A 17057-nucleotide genomic window follows, 5' to 3' on the forward strand; every position below is an offset into this window, starting at 1 on the left:
CGTGACGGAGCTGTGCTCAGACGACCAGGGGACGCTCGGTCGACTTGATGGGTGCCGGCAGGGAGGTCGAGCCCGTGAGGTACTCGTCCACCGCGGCGGCCGCCGCGCGGCCCTCGGCGATCGCCCAGACGATGAGCGACTGACCGCGACCCGCGTCACCCGCGGCGAACACGCCGGGCACCGACGTCTGGTACGTCGGGGTGCGGCGCACGTTGCCCCGCTCGTCCAGCTCGAGCTCGAGCTGCTGGACGACCGTGTTCGTCTCCGGGCCCGTGAAGCCCATCGCGAACAGGACCAGGTCGGCCGGGATCTCCCGCTCGGTGCCCTCGATCTCCGTGAGCCTGCCGCCCTCGAACGCCACGTCCACGAGGCGCAGCGCGCGCACGTTCCCGTCCTCGTCGCCGATGAACTCCTGGGTGGAGACGCCGTAGACGCGGTCGCCGCCCTCCTCGTGGGCCGAGGAGACGCGGAACAGCATCGGGTACGTCGGCCAGGGCTGGCCGGCCGGACGGCTCTCGCCGGGCTGCGGCATGATCTCGAGCTGCGTGATCGACGCCGCGCCCTGGCGGATCGACGTACCGAGGCAGTCGGCGCCGGTGTCACCGCCACCGATGATGACGACGTGCTTGTCGTCGGCCCGGATCTGGCCCTCGACGGTCTCCCCCAGCGCCACGCGGTTCGCCTGCGGCAGGAACTCCATGGCCTGGTGGATGCCGGCGAGCTCGCGGCCGGGCACCTGCAGGTCGCGGGCGACCGTCGCGCCGGTGGCGACGACGACCGCGTCGTACCGCGCCTTGAGCTGCTCGCCCGTGACGTCCACGCCCACCTCGACGCCCGCCCGGAAGATGGTGCCCTCGCGACGCATCTGGTCGAGGCGGCGGTCGATGTGCCGCTTCTCCATCTTGAACTCGGGGATGCCGTAGCGGAGCAGGCCGCCGATCTTGTCGGCCCGCTCGTAGACGGCGACCGTGTGACCGGCGCGGGTGAGCTGCTGGGCGGCGGCGAGACCCGCCGGGCCCGAGCCGATGACGGCGACGGTCTTGCCCGAGAGCCACTCCGGCGGCTGGGGCGTCACCGTGCCGGACTCCCACGCGCGGTCGATGATCGAGACCTCGACGTTCTTGATGGTCACCGGGTCCTGGTTGATGCCCAGCACGCAGGCGGTCTCGCAGGGCGCCGGGCAGAGCCGGCCGGTGAACTCGGGGAAGTTGTTCGTCGCGTGGAGCCGCTCGATGGCGTTGCTCCAGTCGTCGCGCCAGACCAGGTCGTTCCACTCCGGGATGATGTTGCCCAGCGGACAACCCTGGTGGCAGAACGGGATGCCGCAGTCCATGCAGCGACCCGCCTGGGGCGTGATGATCGGCAGGAGCGCGCGGCCGATGCCGTCGGGGTAGACCTCGTTCCAGTCGTTCACCCGCTCCTCGACCGGCCGACGCGTCGCGACCTTGCGGCCCTCCTTGAGGAAGCCCTTCGGGTCAGCCATGCAGCACCTCCATGATCCGGGCGGCCGTCTGGTCCTCGTCGAGTCCCTCGGCCTCAGCCTCTGCGCGGGCGTCCAGCACCCGCTTGTAGTCACGCGGCATCACCTCGGTGAAGCGAGCCACGGCGGCCGGCCAGTCGGCGAGCAGCTGCTCGGCGACCTCCGACCCGGTCTCCTCGAAGAAGGCGCGGACGTAGCCGTGCAGCTCCTCGACGGCGTCGCCCTCGACGGCGCGCAGGTCGACGAGCTCGCCGTTGACCCGCTGCTGCTTGAGGTCGAGCACCCACGCGATGCCGCCCGACATGCCCGCCGCGAGGTTGCGGCCGGTCTTGCCGAGCACGACGACGCGACCGCCGGTCATGTACTCCAGCGCGTGGTCGCCCACGCCCTCGGTCACGACCAGGGCGCCCGAGTTGCGCACGCAGCACCGCTCGCCGACGCCGCCGCGGATGAAGATCTCGCCGGACGTCGCGCCGTACGCGATCGTGTTGCCCGCGATGATCTGCTCCTCGGAGCGGAACGTCGCCGAGCGGTCCGGCCGGATCACGATGCGACCGCCCGAGAGGCCCTTGCCGACGTAGTCGTTGCCGTCGCCCTCGAGGCGCAGGGTGATGCCCCGCGGCACGAACGCACCGAACGACTGCCCGGCGGAACCGGTGAGCGTGATGTCGATCGTGCCCTCGGGCAGGCCCTCGCCGCGGTAGCGCTTCGTCACCTCGTGGCCGAGCATCGTGCCGACCGTGCGGTTGACGTTGCGCACCTCGAGCTGGGCACGCACGGGCTCGCCGCTCTCCAGCGCGGGAGCGGCGATGGCGATGAGCTCGTTGTCGAGCGCCTTCTCCAGGCCGTGGTCCTGCGTCTTCGTGCGGCGCAGGTCCTGGTCGGGGAACATCGCGTTGTCCGGCACGTGCAGGATCGGCGCCAGGTCGAGCCCGGCGGCCTTCCAGTGGTCGACGGCACGCTCGACGTCGAGCGCCCCGACCTGGCCGACGGCCTCGTCGATGCTGCGGAAGCCCAGCTCGGCGAGCAGCTCCCGCACCTCCTCGGCGATGTAGGTGAAGAAGTTGACGACGTACTCGGCCTTGCCGCTGTAGCGCTCGCGGAGCACCGGGTTCTGCGTCGCGACGCCCACGGGGCAGGTGTCGAGGTGGCAGACCCGCATCATGATGCAGCCCGAGACGACCAGCGGGGCGGTGGCGAAGCCGAACTCCTCGGCGCCGAGGAGCGCGGCGATGACGACGTCACGACCGGTCTTGAGCTGGCCGTCGGCCTGCACGACGATCCGGTCGCGCAGCCCGTTGAGGAGCAGCGTCTGCTGGGCCTCGGCGAGGCCGAGCTCCCAGGGACCGCCGGCGTGCTTGAGCGACGTCAGCGGGGACGCACCGGTGCCGCCGTCGTTGCCGGAGATGAGCACGACGTCCGCGTGCGCCTTCGACACACCCGTCGCGACCGTGCCGACGCCGACCTCGGAGACGAGCTTGACGTGCACGCGCGCGCTCGGGTTGGCGTTCTTGAGGTCGTGGATCAGCTGCGCCAGGTCCTCGATGGAGTAGATGTCGTGGTGCGGCGGGGGGCTGATGAGGCCCACGCCGGGCGTCGAGTGCCGGGTCTTCGCCACCCACGGGTACACCTTGTGACCGGGCAGCTGACCACCCTCGCCGGGCTTCGCGCCCTGCGCCATCTTGATCTGGATGTCGTCGGCGTTGGTCAGGTACTCGCTCGTGACGCCGAAGCGCCCCGAGGCGACCTGCTTGATCGAGCTGCGGCGCTCGGGGTCGTAGAGCCGGTCCGGGTCCTCGCCGCCCTCGCCCGTGTTCGACTTCGCGCCGAGCCGGTTCATGGCGATCGCGAGGGTCTCGTGCGCCTCCTGCGAGATCGAGCCGTACGACATCGCGCCCGTGGAGAAGCGCTTGACGATCGCCTCGACCGGCTCCACCTCCTCGAGGGGGACGGGCGCACGACCGCCCTGCTCGGCGCTCTTGAAGCGGAACAGGCCGCGCAGCGTCATGAGGCGCTCGGACTGCTCGTCGACGCGCGACGTGTACTGCTTGAACACGTCGTAGCGCCCCGCCCGCGTGGCGTGCTGCAGGCGGAACACCGTCTCGGGGTCGAACAGGTGGGGCTCGCCCTCGCGACGCCACTGGTACTCGCCACCGATCGCCAGCTCGCGGTGCGAGGGGGCGACACCGGTGCGCGGGTACGCCGCGGCGTGACGCAGCGCGACCTCCTGGGCGATCGTGTCGATGCCGACGCCGCCCAGCTTCGAGGTGGTCCCGGCGAAGTACTGCTCCACGAACTCCTGGGACAGGCCCACGGCCTCGAAGATCTGCGCACCCGTGTAGGACGCGACCGTCGAGACGCCGATCTTGCTCATGACCTTGAGGACGCCCTTGCCGAGCGCCTTGACGAGGTTCTTCACCGCGACCTGCGGGTCGGCGGTGACGTAGTAGCCCGCCCGGGCCAGGTCCTCGACCGACTCCATGGCGAGGTACGGGTTGACCGCCGCCGCGCCGTACCCGACGAGCAGCGCGACGTGGTGCACCTCGCGGACGTCGCCGGCCTCGACGAGGAGACCCACCTGGGTGCGCGTCTTCTCGCGCACCAGGTGGTGGTGGACCGCACCGGTCAGCAGCAGCGACGGGATCGGCGCGAGCTCGCTGGTGGAGTGCCGGTCGGAGAGCACGATGATGCGGGCGCCCTCGGCGATGGCGGTGCTGACCTCGGCGCAGATCTCCGCGATGCGGGCCGCCATGGCCGCGCCGCCCCCCTCGACCTCGTAGAGGCCGCGGGCGACGTGGGTGACGAAGCCCGGCTGGTCGCCGTCACGGTTGATGTGGCGGATCTTGGCGAGCTCGTCGTTGTCGATCACCGGGAACGGCAGCACGATCTGGCGGCACGACTCCGGGCCGGGCGCGAGCAGGTTCGCCTCGGGGCCGATCGAGCCGTTCAGCGAGGTGACGAGCTCCTCGCGGATGGCGTCGAGCGGCGGGTTCGTGACCTGCGCGAACAGCTGCGAGAAGTAGTCGAACAGCATCCGCGGCTTCTCGCTGAGCGCGGCGATCGGCGTGTCGGTGCCCATCGAGCCGATCGGCTCGGCGCCGGTGTTCGCCATGGGGGTGAGGAGGACGCGGAGCTCCTCCTCGGTGTAGCCGAAGACCTGCTGGCGACGCGTCACGGAGGCGTGCGTGTGCACGACGTGCTCGCGCTCGGGCACGTCCTTCAGGTGGAGGAGGCCGTCGGCGAGCCACTCGGCGTAGGGCTGCTCCGCCGCGAGGGTGGACTTGATCTCCTCGTCCTCGACGATGCGGTGCTCGGCGGTGTCGACGAGGAACATCTTGCCGGGCTGGAGCCGGCCCTTGCGCACGATCGTGGCGGGGTCGATGTCGAGCACGCCGACCTCGGAGGCCAGCACGACGAGACCGTCGTCGGTGACCCAGAAGCGGGACGGGCGCAGGCCGTTGCGGTCGAGCGTGGCACCGATCTGGGTGCCGTCGGTGAAGACCACGCAGGCGGGGCCGTCCCACGGCTCCATCATCGACGCGTGGAACTCGTAGAACGCGCGCTTGGCGTCGTCCATCTCGCCGTGGTTCTCCCACGCCTCGGGGATCATCATCAGCACGGAGTGCGGCAGGCTGCGGCCACCCAGGTGGAGCAGCTCGAGCACCTCGTCGAACGACGCGGAGTCCGACGCACCCGGGGTGCAGATCGGGAACAGCCGGTCGAGGTCGCCGTCGATGACGTCGGAGGCCAGGAGCGCCTCGCGGGCCCGCATCCAGTTGCGGTTGCCCATCACGGTGTTGATCTCGCCGTTGTGGGCGATGAACCGGAACGGGTGGGCCAGCGGCCAGCTCGGGAAGGTGTTCGTCGAGAAGCGCGAGTGCACGACACCGATCGCCGACGCCATGCGCTCGTCGCGCAGGTCGGGGAAGAAGTGGTCGAGCTGGTCCGTGGTGAGCATGCCCTTGTAGACCGTGGTGCGGCTCGACAGCGACGCGAAGTACGCCTCGGTCTGGCGCTCCGCGCGCTTGCGGACGCAGAAGGCGAGGCGCTCGAGGGCCAGGCCCGTCACGGACGGGTCGGCCGCCTCGATGAACAGCTGGCTGAACGTCGGCATGACGCCGAGCGCCATCGAGCCCAGCACGCTCGGCTCCACCGGGACGTCGCGCCAGCCGAGAACGCGGGCGCCCTCGGCGGCCGCGATCTCCTCGATCGTCGTGCGCGTCTTCGCCAGGTCGTCGGCGTCGGTCGGCAGGAAGCCCATGCCCACGGCGTAGGAACCCACGGCCGGCAGCTCGAAGTCGGTCACGGCGCGCAGGAACGCGTCGGGCACCTGCAGGAGGATGCCGGCGCCGTCGCCGGAGTTGACCTCGGCGCCCGCGGCGCCGCGGTGGTCGAGGTTGCGGAGCGCCTGGAGAGCCTTCGCCACGATGTCGTGGCTGGCCTCACCGGTCATCGTGGCCACGAAGGCGACGCCGCAGGCGTCGTGCTCGAACCTGGGGTCGTAGAGCCCTTGGGCCTCGGGGATCGCGTGCGAGATGGGCACGGATGCGTCTCCCGTCGTCGGGGTCCGACACGCGAGGAGAGCGGGCCGGACGATCAGTGGAGCTGGAGCGGGCCGCGGGGGAAGGCTCGGCGAACGACCTCGTTCGCGCGGAGCTGCATGACCTCCGGGGTCCGCGGGAGGGACGACGTTGGCCCTGCGCGCGCTGAGGTTACCACCGTGAAACAGTTCGGTCGCGTTCCGGGCACGCGACGGGGGTAGGGCGCGGGTCACTCCCGCTCGGTCGGGGCCTCCCCCTCGACGTCGGCCTTCGTGTCGGCCTTCGTGTCGGCCTTCGTGTCGGCCTTCGCGTCGGCCCTCGCGGAACCGCTCTGCTCCTCGACGACGGGCCGCTCGAACCCCTCGACGTACACCTCCTCCTCGCGTCCCTCGCCGCGGGTGAGCACGAGGTAGGCCACGGCGCCGACGAAGAGGATGATCGAGGTCCAGACGTTCCAGCGCAGGCCGAGCACGTTCTCGAGCTGCACGTCGTCGATGCGGAGCATCTCGTTCCACACCCGACCCGTCGTGTAGGCGACGACGTAGAGGGCGAGCACCCGTCCGTGCCCCAGACGGAGACGCCGGTCGAGGACCACGAGCACCGCGAACGCGGCGAGGTTCCACAGGCACTCGTAGAGGAACGTGGGGTGGAACGTCGTGCCGGGCGCGAACCCGGCCGCGCGGGCGACGGAGTCACTCACCTCGAGGCCCCACGGCAGGTCGGTCGGCTTGCCGAAGAGCTCCTGGTTGAACCAGTTGCCCCAGCGTCCGATGGCCTGGGCGACGAGCAGGCCGGGGGCGAGCGCGTCGGCCATCGGGAGGAACCGGATGCCGCGGCTGCGGGCGCCGATCCAGGCGCCGACGCCGCCGAGGGCGATCGCGCCCCAGATGCCGAGGCCGCCGTTCCAGACGTAGAGCGCCTCGATCGGGCGTCGGCCCTCGCCGAAGTAGAGCTCCCAGTCGGTGGCCACGTGGTAGAGCCGGCCGCCGACGATGCCGAACGGCACCGCCCAGATCGCGATGTCCATGACCTCGCCGGCCGTGCCGCCGCGCGCGACCCACCGCTTCTCGCCGATCCAGATGGCGGCGGCGACGCCGAGGATGATGCACAGCGCGTACCCGCGCAGCGGCACCGGCCCGAGGTGCCAGACCCCTTCGGACGGGCTGGGGATCGACAGCGGCACGGCCAGGAGCGAGCCGAGGGCGGCGTTCAGCATGGCGCCCATCATGGCGGGTCAGGAGGCCGGACGGCTCAGCAGGGTGGCGAGGTCCACGGCGAGGTCGTGCGGCGACGTGTCGCGCATCCACAGCATCGGCACGGTGTCGTCGGCGTCGACGGCGTTGACCTGGTCGTTGTGGGTGACGTCGTAGCCGCCGCTGGCGAGCCGGACGCCCTCCTCGAAGTAGACGTGGAAGCTCTGCGCCGCCGTCTGCAGGGAGGCCAGGTCGCCGGTGATGCCGACGAAGCCGGGGTCGAAGCGCTCGAGGTAGGTGCGCAGGGTCGCCACGTCGTCCCGCGCGGGGTCGGTCGTCACGAACAGCACCTGCACCCGCTCGCGGTCCGCCTCGTCGAGCCGCGCCAGCGCGTTGGCGATGTTGGCGAGCACCATCTGGCAGATGTCCGGGCAGTTGCTGTAGCCGAAGAACACCAGCGTGAGGTCGGCGTCGGTGTCCTCGGTCAGCGAGTACGGCGTGCCCTCCGGCGCGCTCCCCTGGGTCGAGACCAGCGGGGGCCCGGCGACGGTGTACGGCTGGTCGAGCACGACGCCGTACATGGAGTCGTCGGTGAGGTCGGCGCCCACCATCGGGTTGAGCGGCTCCGACTGGCCCCCGCACGCGGCGAGCACGGCGAGCACGAGCGATCCCGCCACCGCGGCACAGCGGCGGCGCAGTCGCACGGAGGTGCGCAGGTCAGGCACCGCCGGCGTCCCCCCGACGCACGCCGGCGGCGAGGTCCTCCGTGAGCGTGCGCAGCGCGGCGAGCCCGGCGGCGCGGTCCGTGCCCGCGTCGAGCAGCGTGCGCACGAAGGCGGAGCCCACGATGACGCCGTCGGCGTAGGCCGCCACGACCGCCGCCTGGTCGCCGTTCGAGACACCGAGGCCGACACCCACGGGGAGGTGGGCGTCCTTCGGCTGCAGCGCCCGGGCCCGGGTGACGAGCGGACCCGCGAGGTCGCTCGTGGTGGTGCGCGCCCCGGTGACGCCCATGACCGCCGTCGCGTAGACGAACCCGCGCGAGGCGGCGGTCGTCATCGCGACCCGCTCGTCGGTGGACGACGGGGCCACGAGGAAGACCTTGTCGAGGTCGTGGGCGTCGGCCGCCGCGATCCACGCGTCACCCGCGTCGGGCGTGATGTCGGGCGTGATGAGACCGGCGCCGCCCGCCGAGGCCAGGTCGGCGGCGAACCGCTCGACCCCGTAGCGCTCCACCGGGTTCCAGTAGGTCATGACGAGCGTCGGCGTGCCGGTCGCCGCCACCGCCTCGACGGTGCGGAGCACGTCGGTGGTGCGGCAGCCGGCGTCGAGGGCCTGCTGCGCGGCGGCCTGGATGGTGGGGCCGTCCATCACGGGGTCGCTGTAGGGCAGGCCGATCTCGATGACGTCGCAGCCGGCGTCGACCATGACCTGCAGGGCGTCGACGGCGCCGGGCACGTCGGGGAAGCCGGCGGGCAGGTAGCCGATGAGGGCGGCGCGGCCCTCCGAGCGTCCGCGTTCGAAGGCGGGGGTGGTGCTCACGCCTCCACGTCCTTCTGCGCGTCGCCGAGGCCGAACCACTCGATGGCCGTGCCCATGTCCTTGTCGCCGCGCCCCGAGAGGTTGATGAGCACGATCGCCTCCGGGCCCTTGGTCGCGGCCAGCTCGCGGGCCACGTCGAGGGCGCCCGAGACGGCGTGGGCCGACTCGATCGCGCAGATGATGCCCTCGGTGCGGGCCAGGAGGGCCATGGCCTCCATCGCGGCGGCGTCGGTCACCGGCACGTACTGCGCCCGGCCGATGTGCGCCAGGTGCGAGTGCTGCGGCCCGACGCCCGGGTAGTCGAGACCCGCGGAGATCGAGTGGGACTCGACGGTCTGGCCGTCCTCGTCCTGGAGCAGGTAGGTGCGCGCCCCGTGGAGCACGCCCGAGCCGCCGGCCGTGATGGTCGCCGCGTGGCGCCCCGTCTCGACGCCGTCGCCGCCGGGCTCGAAGCCCCAGATGGCGACCTCCTCGTCGTCGAGGAAGCCCGCGAAGAGGCCGATGGCGTTGGAACCGCCGCCGACGCAGGCCGCGACCGCGTCGGGCAGGCGGCCGTAGCGCTCGAGCACCTGCGCGCGCGCCTCGTCGCCGATGCCGCGGCAGAACTCGCGCACCATCGTCGGGAACGGGTGCGGGCCCGCGGCCGTGCCGAAGAGGTACGCCGTGTGGTCGACGCTCGAGACCCAGTCGCGGAACGCCTCGTTGATCGCGTCCTTCAGCGTTCCGCTGCCCGTGTCGACCGCGACGACCTCTGCGCCGAGCAGCTGCATGCGGGCCACGTTGAGCGCCTGGCGCTGCGTGTCGACCGCACCCATGTAGACGGTGCAGTCGAGCCCCAGGTACGCCGCGGCCGTCGCGCTGGCCACGCCGTGCTGGCCGGCGCCGGTCTCGGCGATGACGCGCTTCTTGCCCATGCGCTTCGTGAGCAGCGCCTGGCCGAGCACGTTGCGGATCTTGTGGGCGCCCGTGTGGTTGAGGTCCTCCCGCTTGAGGAGCACGCGGCAGCCGACCTGCTCGCTCAGGCGCGTCGCCTCGTAGAGGGCGCTCGGCACGTTCGCGTAGTCGCGCAGGATGGCCTCGAACTCGCCGATGAATGACGGGTCGGCCATCGCCTCGGTCCACGCGTCCGTCAGCTCGTCGAGGGCGGCAACGAGGGCCTCCGGCATGAACCGGCCACCCCACTGCCCGCCCTCGCCGAAGTAGCCGCGCTCGTCCGCGTCGTACCGGCTCGTCGAGGTCATCGGGCTGCTCCTCCGGCGGCCACGAGGCCGCTCATCGCGCGGACGGCGGCCGTGGGGTCGCCGTCCTTCACCAGGGTCTCGCCGACGAGCACCGCACGGGCGCCCTCGGCGACGTAGCGCTCCACGTCCGCCACCCCGCCCACACCGGACTCGGCGACGAGCACGCGGTCGGAGGGGACGAGCGGAGCGAGGCGACCGAAGACGTCGGGGTCGACGGCCAGGGTCTTGAGGTTGCGGGCGTTGACGCCGACGAGCGGCGCCCCCAGGCCGACGGCCCGCTCCGTCTCGGCGGCGTCGTGCACCTCGACGAGCACCGTCATCCCGAGCTCGCGCGCCAGGTCGTGCAGACGGCGCAGCGTGTCGTCGTCGAGAGCGGCGACGATGAGCAGCACCAGGTCGGCACCCCACGCCCGGGCCTCGACGACCTGGTAGTCGGTGACGGTGAAGTCCTTGCGCAGCAGGGGCACGTCGACCGCCGCGCGGACGGCCGCCAGGTCGGCCAGGGAGCCGCCGAACCGGCGCTCCTCCGTCAGCACGCTGATCGCGGCGGCGCCTCCGGCGGCGTACGCCGAGGCGAGGACGACGGGGTCGGGGATGTCCGCCAGGTGGCCCTTGCTGGGGCTGCGCCGCTTGACCTCGGCGATGACGCTGGAGCCGGGCGCGGCCAGGGCCGGCATCGGGTCGAGCGCCGGGGCCACGTCCGCCAGACGGGCGCGCAGCTCCGGCAGCGGCAGTGCGGCCTCGCGCCGGGCGAGGTCCTCGCGGACCCCCGCGACGATGTCGTCGAGGACGGTCACGAGGGTCAGTGCTTCTCCTCGTGCAGGCCCATCTTGGCCATCACGAGGAAGAGGAAGAACGAGCCGACGGCGAGCGCGAGGCCCACGTAGAAGACCGGCAGGCTGATCGGGTCGAGCATGAGGCCCACGGCGCCCACGACGAAGCCGACCATCGCCACCGACACCCCGGTCCAGGCCGCGGGGGTGTTGCCGTGGTTGTTGGCCATCGTGTGCTCCTCGGGTTGGTCGGGGTCGATCCGGGTCGATCCGGGTCGATCGGGTTCGTGCGGGCCGTGCGGCCCTGCCGGCCATTCTAGGGCGGCGGCGGGCGGCTCAGCGCGTGGGGTCGTGCCCCTCGTCGAGCGCCTTCCAGAGGTCGAGCGACGTGCGGGGCTGCTCGACGGCGGCCGCCTCGGTGGCGTCGGCGGGCGCGTCGTAGCGCGCCCCCATCTCCGGCCACGACGGGGCGAGGCGCACCGCCGCGACCGCGGCCAGCAGGGCGACGACGGCGGCGGCCCCCGTCACGAACAGCCAGGGCGCCAGCGTCGGCTCGACCGACTGGCCCGTGCCGGCCAGCTCGGCGGCGACGTCGTCGGGGAGGGTGCGCGCCCCCGTCACGACGGTGGCCACGACCCCGAGGGCCGTGACGGCCGCCAGGACGGCGACGCCGCGCCGGAACCAGCGACGGGTCACCAGCACGACGCCCCAGCACGCGAGCAGCACGAGACCGAGCGCACCGGCCAGCGGCGACGTGCCGAGGTCGGCGGTGGTGGCCATGCCGCTCTGGCCGAGGCCGTTCACCCCGCCGGTCGCCCCGCCCGTGTCGACCCAGGCCCGGGTGCCGCCGAAGGCGACCACGCCGCTCGCCGCGAGGCCGAGCAGCACGACCGGGCCGAAGGTGCGTCGCGCGCTGTGCGGCCCGGCACCGGGCTCGCCGGTCACGCCGGTCACGCCGGGCTCGCCGGTCACGCCGGCCCCAGGCGCACGGCGTCGAAGCAGGTGCGGTCGCCGGTGTGGCAGGCCGCCCCCTCCTGGTCGACCTTGACGAGCAGGGTGTCGCCGTCGCAGTCGAGCCGCACGTCCTTCACCCACTGGCGGTGGCCGGAGGTCTCGCCCTTCACCCAGTACTCCTGGCGCGAGCGCGACCAGTACGTCGCGCGGCCGGTGCCGAGGGTGCGGGCGAGGGCCTCGTCGTCCATCCAGCCGAGCATGAGCACCTCGCCGGTGTCGTGCTGCTGCACGACGGCGGGGACGAGCCCGTCGGGGGTGCGCTTGAGGCGGGCGGCGATCTCGGGGGCCAGGCTGCTCACCGGTCCAGTATCCCCGCTGCCGGTCGCGCTACCGACCCCGCTCACGTGGCCACCGCCCGCTGCGCCACCCACGACGCGTGGAGCCGGGCGTAGACCGACCCCTCCGCGGCCACGAGCTCCGCGTGGGGCCCGTGCTGGACGATCCGGCCCGCGTCGACCACGACGACCTCGTCGGCCTTCTCCGCGGTGGAGAGCCGGTGGGCGATGGTGATCGCGGTGCGCCCCGCCATCAGCCGCTCGAGCGCGCGGTTGATGCGCATCTCGAGAGCCGGGTCGACCGCGCTCGTCGCCTCGTCGAGCACGAGGAGGTCGGGGTCGGCCAGGTGGGCGCGGAGCAGCGCGACGAGCTGACGCTCCCCCGCGGACAGCGACTCGCCCCGCTGGCCCACCCGGGTGTGGACGCCCTCGGGCAGGCCGGCGATCCAGTCGTCGAGCCCGATCTCGGCGGCGGCCGCGAGCACCCGGGCCTCGTCGGCGTCGAGGTCGCCGTAGCGCGCGTTGGCGAGCACCGTGTCGTCGAACAGGAACCCCTCCTGCGGCACGAGCACGACCCGCCGGCGCAGCGACGCGCCGCGCACCTCGCGCAGGTCGAGGCCGTCGAGGCGCACGGCGCCCGAGGTCGGGTCGACGAGCCGGGTGAGCAGCTTGGCGATCGTGGACTTGCCGGAGCCGGTCTCCCCCACGACGGCCACGCGGCGCCCGGCGGCGATCCGCAGCGACACGTCCCGCAGCACCGGCTCACCGCCCGGGTACGCGAACCAGACGTCGTCGAGCTCGACGTCGACGGCCTGGTCGGGCAGGTCCGCCCCGTCCGGCCCGGGGTCGACGAGCTCGGCCGGGGTGTCGAGGAGGCCGATGACGCGGCGCCAGCCCGCGATCGCGTTCTGGGCGTCGGTGAGGATCTGCGTGCCCATCTGCACGGGCCCGACGAACAGGGTGACGAGGAACGCGAACGCGAGGATCTCACCGGCGGTCATCCGGCCGGCGATGCCGAGCAGCACCCCGATGACGATGACGCCGGCGTTGGCCAGGCCGGCCGAGATGCCGCCCAGGGAGAACGACACGGCGGTGAAGCCCTGCGCCCGCACGGCGGCCGCCCGGTAGGTGTCGATGGCGGTGTCGATCCGCGCCTGGGTGCGGCCCTCCACCGCGTAGGACCGCACGACGGCCGCGCCGACCACCGGCTCGGCGATCGCGGAGAGCATGAGGCCCACCTGGCGGCGGACCACGCCGTACGCCTCCGAGAGCCGACGCTGGAAGTAGCGCAACGACAGGAAGAGCGGCGCGAAGCACACCCAGACCACCAGGGTGAGCTCCCAGCTGTAGATCGCCATGACGACCGTCGCGACGAGCACCTGCCCGACGCTCACCACGAGGAGCACACCGCCGAACACGATGAACTGGCTGACCTGGTCGATGTCGCTCGTCACGCGCGACACGAGCGACCCGCGCCGCTCGGTGTCCTGCGTGCCCAGCGGCAGGTCGTGCACGTGGCGGAACGCCTTGACGCGCAGCGACGACAGGCCGGTCTCGGCGGCGCGGAAGAGGCGGTAGGTCATCAGGTACGACGCGACCCCCGTCGCGATCACCGCGACGGCGGCGAGGAGGGCCATCACGACCGTGAACCGGACGTCGGTGCCGCCGGGGGCGTTGATGCCGCGGTCGAGCGTCTGCTGCACGGCCACGGGCACGACGACCTGCCCGGCCGTGGACAGGACGGCCAGCAGGAGCGTCCCGCGGATGCCGTGGGCGAGCTCCGGCGAGTGCCGCACCCCGCGCCGGATCGTCTCGATCGCCCCGATCTCGTCGCCGGAGACGACGGCGGTCGCGGCCCGGGCGCGGCCCGGTTCGGTGGTCGGCGTGCTCATCGGAGCGCCTCCTCGGTGGGGCTCGACGCGAGCCGGTCGGGCCCGCCCGGCCCGTCCGCCCCGTCCGGGTCGTGGTCGTAGGCGGTCACGATCCGCGCGTAGGCGGCGTTGCGCCGCAGGAGCTCGTCGTGCGGGCCCTGGTCGACGACGCGTCCCTCGTCGAGGAACACGACCTCGTCGGCGAGGCCGATGGTCGCCTTGCGGTAGGCCACCACGACGAGCGTGGTGCCGGCGCCGTCCCCCTCCTCGTCGGGGCTCGGCCCGCGGTCCGCGTCGTCGCGGCGGAGGGCCGCGAGGATCCGCGCCTCCACCTCCGGGTCGACGGCCGACGTCGCGTCGTCGAGCACGAGCAGCCGAGGGCGCCGCACGAGCGCCCTGGCGAGGGAGAGACGCTGGCGCTGACCACCGGACAGGGTGGTGCCCCGCTCCCCCAGCTCGGTGTCGAGACCCGCGGGCAGGCGGCGCACGAAGTCGGCGGCCTGCGCGGTCTCGAGCGCCGCCCACACCTCGGCGTCGTCGACGTCGAGACCGAGCGCGACGTTGCCGCGCACGGTGTCGTCGAAGAGGAAGGCCGTCTGCGGCACGACCGCGACGGCATCGGCCAGCGCGCCGTAGGCCAGGTCGCGCAGGTCGGTCCCGTCGACCCGCAGCGCCCCCGCCTGCGGGTCCACCAGCCGGGTCAGCAACGACGTCAGCGTGCTCTTGCCCGCGGCCGTCGGCCCGACGACCGCGACGGTGCGGCCCGGCTCGACCGTGAAGCTGACGTCGCGGAGCACGGGCGCGTCCGCGACGTACCCGAAGCGGACGCCCTCGACCTCCAGCCGCGCACCGGGACCGGGGCTGGCGAGACGGTCGTCGCCGAAGTCCAGGCCCCCCTCGGCGTGGAGCACGCTGCGCACCCGGTCGTAGCCGACGACGCTGCGCGGCAGGTCGCCCAGGAGCCAGCCGATGGAGCGGATCGGGAACGCCACGACGGTCAGCAGGTAGGCCACCGTGACCACCGCACCCGGCTCGCTGGATCCGTCGAGCACCCGCGCCACGCCCACCACGAGCACGAGGAGCACCCCGATGTTGGGGATCGCGTTGAGGATCGGGTCGAACGCCGCCCGGAGCCGGCCGGCGCGGATCGCGACGTCGCGCAGCTCCTCGCTGCGCTGCCGGAAGCGCTCGGTCTCCTCCGACTCGCGCCCGAGGGTCTTCACCACGAGGGCGCCGTCGAACGACTCGTGGGCGATCTCGCTGACCACGCCCCGCAGCTCCTGCACCCGCGTCATCAGCGGGGAGGTGACGCGCTGGAACCAGAGGTTGACGACGATGACCGCCGGGAACACGAGCAGGCCGACGAGGGCCAGCACCAGGTCGGTGGCCACCATCTGCACGACGGCGATCACCATCATCGCCACGGTGCCCACGGCCATCGGCAGCGGCGCGACCGGACCCCAGGCGGCCTGCACGTCGGCGTTCGCGTTGGAGAGCAGCACCCCGGTGGGGTGGCGGTGGTGCCACGACATGGGGAGCGCCAGGTACTGCCGCGTCACGGCGCGCCGGTCGTGCGCCTCCATGCGGTACTGCATGATGCCCGCGCCGAGGCGCCGGGCGACGATGCCGACCGCGCGGAGGATGGCGACGCCGACGAACAGGGCGACCACCACGACGAGCACGCCGGCGCCGATCTCACCGTCACGGAAGGCAGGCAGCACGACGTGGTCCGTCGACCACCCGAGCACCCAGGCGTCGGCCACCGTCAGCGCACCGAACAGCACGCTGCCCAGGGTCGCGAGGGTGAAGACCCACGGCTCGCGCCGGATCGCCACCCCGAGGACCCGCAGGCCCGCCCGTGTCGCCGACGGTCGTCCGGTGCCACCTGATCGCACGCGCGCGACTCCTCCTGGTCCGTGCACGGGTGGAGGCGGCCGCGACACGGACCCGAGACCGCGGCGACTGACCAACCTAGGCGGGCCCTCCGACATTCCTGGCATCCCTGCCATGCTGGCGCCCGTGCCCGTCCTCGTGCTCGGATCCGCGTCCCCCGCCCGCCTGCGCACGCTCCGCACGGCGGGCGTCGAACCCGTCGTGATCGTCTCGGGCGTCGACGAGTCGGGGCTCGAGCACCTGGCGCCGACGGACCTGGCCGGCCGGCTCGCCGAGCTGAAGCGGGACGCGGTCGCCGCGCGCGACGACGTGCCCCCGGACGCCCTCGTGCTGGGCTGCGACTCGGTGCTCGAGCTCGACGGTGTCGCGCACGGCAAGCCCCGGGACGCCGAGGACGCGATCGCGCGCTGGGCGCGCATGAGCGGACGCACCGGTCTCCTCCGCACGGGCCACGCGCTCGTCGACACGGCCACCGGCCGGCGCCGTACCGTCGTCGCCACCACCGCCGTGCACTTCGCGGAGGTGGACGAGGCGGAGGTGCGGGCCTACGTCGCGACCGGGGAGCCGCTGCACGTGGCGGGGGCGTTCACCCTCGAGGGTCTCGGCGCGGCGTTCGTGCGCGGTGTCGACGGCGACCCCCACAACGTGGTGGGCGTGAGCGTGCCGCTGCTCAGGGAGCTGCTCGCCGACCTGGGGCACCGCTGGACGGACCTGTGGTCGCGGTGACCGCCAGCGGCTGCGCCGGGGTGCTGAACACGAACCGGCGGAACAGGTAGAACCGCGCCACGAAGCCGGCCGTCAGGCCGATGACGTTCGCGGAGACGTTGTCGGCGACCGGGTCCGTCAGGCCGAGCACGTTGCGGCTGAACCAGAGGCACGCGACGGGGAGGCTCATCGTCGCGACGTTGATGACGACGTACGCCGTGAACCCGCCGTCCGCCGTCGCCGCGGCGCGGTGCTTGAACACCCAGCGGCGCGTGCCGCCGTAGCTGATGAGCATGCCGATGGTGTTGGCGAGCACGTACGCCGACAGGGGGCGGTCCTCCAGCAGCGCCTCGCCCTGGAGGAAGCCGTGGAGCAGCCAGTTGAAGATGACGACGGCGACCGACGTGGCGAGGAGACCGACGAGGCTGAACTTGCCCACCTCGGCAGCCAGGCGGCGCCAGCGTCTCCCCATGGGCAGGAGGTTATCCGCGTGCCGCCCCGCACTCGCAGGTCGCCCACCGTGTCGCCG

Annotated in this window: 14 protein-coding genes; 1 reads left to right on the forward strand and 13 read right to left on the reverse strand. The window is 73.0% G+C overall.

Going from position 1 to position 17057, the window contains the following annotated elements:
• Window positions 1-16 precede the first annotated feature (16 nt).
• The 12 genes from PIR53_08135 to PIR53_08190 form a co-directional block, all read right to left on the reverse strand.
• Window positions 17-1483 carry a glutamate synthase subunit beta gene (locus PIR53_08135; GenBank protein ID WZH53949.1) on the reverse strand — a complete coding sequence of 489 codons (1467 nt, stop codon included), beginning with the start codon at window positions 1481-1483 and terminating at the stop codon, window positions 17-19.
• On the reverse strand, window positions 1476-6023 hold the full coding sequence (gene gltB / locus PIR53_08140; protein ID WZH53950.1) for a glutamate synthase large subunit: 4548 nt from the start codon (window positions 6021-6023) through the stop codon (window positions 1476-1478). The genes PIR53_08135 and gltB overlap by 8 nt, the downstream gene beginning before the upstream one ends.
• Before the next feature lie 227 nt (window positions 6024-6250).
• Complete coding sequence (gene lgt / locus PIR53_08145; protein WZH53951.1) at window positions 6251-7237, reverse strand: prolipoprotein diacylglyceryl transferase; 987 nt, start codon at window positions 7235-7237, stop codon at window positions 6251-6253.
• An 18-nt stretch (window positions 7238-7255) separates the two neighbouring features.
• Entirely contained in the window at window positions 7256-7939 is a 684-nt protein-coding gene (locus PIR53_08150) for an SCO family protein (protein WZH53952.1), read from the reverse strand.
• Window positions 7932-8756: a tryptophan synthase subunit alpha gene (gene trpA / locus PIR53_08155; GenBank protein ID WZH53953.1), complete on the reverse strand. Its 825-nt coding sequence runs from the start codon at window positions 8754-8756 to the stop codon at window positions 7932-7934. The genes PIR53_08150 and trpA overlap by 8 nt, the downstream gene beginning before the upstream one ends.
• The gene (trpB, locus tag PIR53_08160; GenBank protein WZH53954.1) at window positions 8753-9997 is read right to left on the reverse strand and encodes a tryptophan synthase subunit beta; all 1245 of its coding nucleotides are present in this window, start codon (window positions 9995-9997) and stop codon (window positions 8753-8755) included. Before trpB ends, trpA begins: the two co-directional genes overlap by 4 nt.
• Complete coding sequence (trpC, locus tag PIR53_08165; GenBank protein ID WZH53955.1) at window positions 9994-10794, reverse strand: indole-3-glycerol phosphate synthase TrpC; 801 nt, start codon at window positions 10792-10794, stop codon at window positions 9994-9996. The genes trpB and trpC overlap by 4 nt, the downstream gene beginning before the upstream one ends.
• A 5-nt stretch (window positions 10795-10799) precedes the next feature.
• The gene (locus tag PIR53_08170; GenBank protein WZH53956.1) at window positions 10800-11000 is read right to left on the reverse strand and encodes a hypothetical protein; all 201 of its coding nucleotides are present in this window, start codon (window positions 10998-11000) and stop codon (window positions 10800-10802) included.
• 106 nt (window positions 11001-11106) lie between these two features.
• Window positions 11107-11742 (reverse strand): Trp biosynthesis-associated membrane protein, encoded by a 636-nt coding sequence (locus tag PIR53_08175; protein ID WZH53957.1) that lies wholly within the window; start codon window positions 11740-11742, stop codon window positions 11107-11109.
• Window positions 11739-12083 carry a phosphoribosyl-AMP cyclohydrolase gene (hisI, locus tag PIR53_08180; GenBank protein WZH53958.1) on the reverse strand — a complete coding sequence of 115 codons (345 nt, stop codon included), beginning with the start codon at window positions 12081-12083 and terminating at the stop codon, window positions 11739-11741. The genes PIR53_08175 and hisI overlap by 4 nt, the downstream gene beginning before the upstream one ends.
• Window positions 12084-12124: 41 nt before the next feature.
• Window positions 12125-13951 carry an ABC transporter ATP-binding protein gene (locus PIR53_08185; protein ID WZH53959.1) on the reverse strand — a complete coding sequence of 609 codons (1827 nt, stop codon included), beginning with the start codon at window positions 13949-13951 and terminating at the stop codon, window positions 12125-12127.
• Window positions 13948-15825 carry an ABC transporter ATP-binding protein gene (locus PIR53_08190; protein ID WZH53960.1) on the reverse strand — a complete coding sequence of 626 codons (1878 nt, stop codon included), beginning with the start codon at window positions 15823-15825 and terminating at the stop codon, window positions 13948-13950. Before PIR53_08190 ends, PIR53_08185 begins: the two co-directional genes overlap by 4 nt.
• Before the next feature lie 112 nt (window positions 15826-15937).
• On the opposite strand from PIR53_08190, the gene PIR53_08195 reads away from it, so the two are divergent.
• Entirely contained in the window at window positions 15938-16549 is a 612-nt protein-coding gene (locus PIR53_08195; protein ID WZH53961.1) for a Maf family protein, read from the forward strand.
• Here the strand turns inward: PIR53_08195 and PIR53_08200 are convergent.
• Window positions 16494-17000: a GtrA family protein gene (locus PIR53_08200; GenBank protein ID WZH53962.1), complete on the reverse strand. Its 507-nt coding sequence runs from the start codon at window positions 16998-17000 to the stop codon at window positions 16494-16496. The two genes, PIR53_08195 and PIR53_08200, sit on opposite strands and share 56 nt — an antisense overlap.
• Window positions 17001-17057 lie beyond the last annotated feature (57 nt).

Origin of the sequence: Nocardioides alkalitolerans, from assembly GCA_038184435.1 — a bacterium.
Lineage (GTDB): Bacteria > Actinomycetota > Actinomycetes > Propionibacteriales > Nocardioidaceae > Nocardioides > Nocardioides alkalitolerans_A.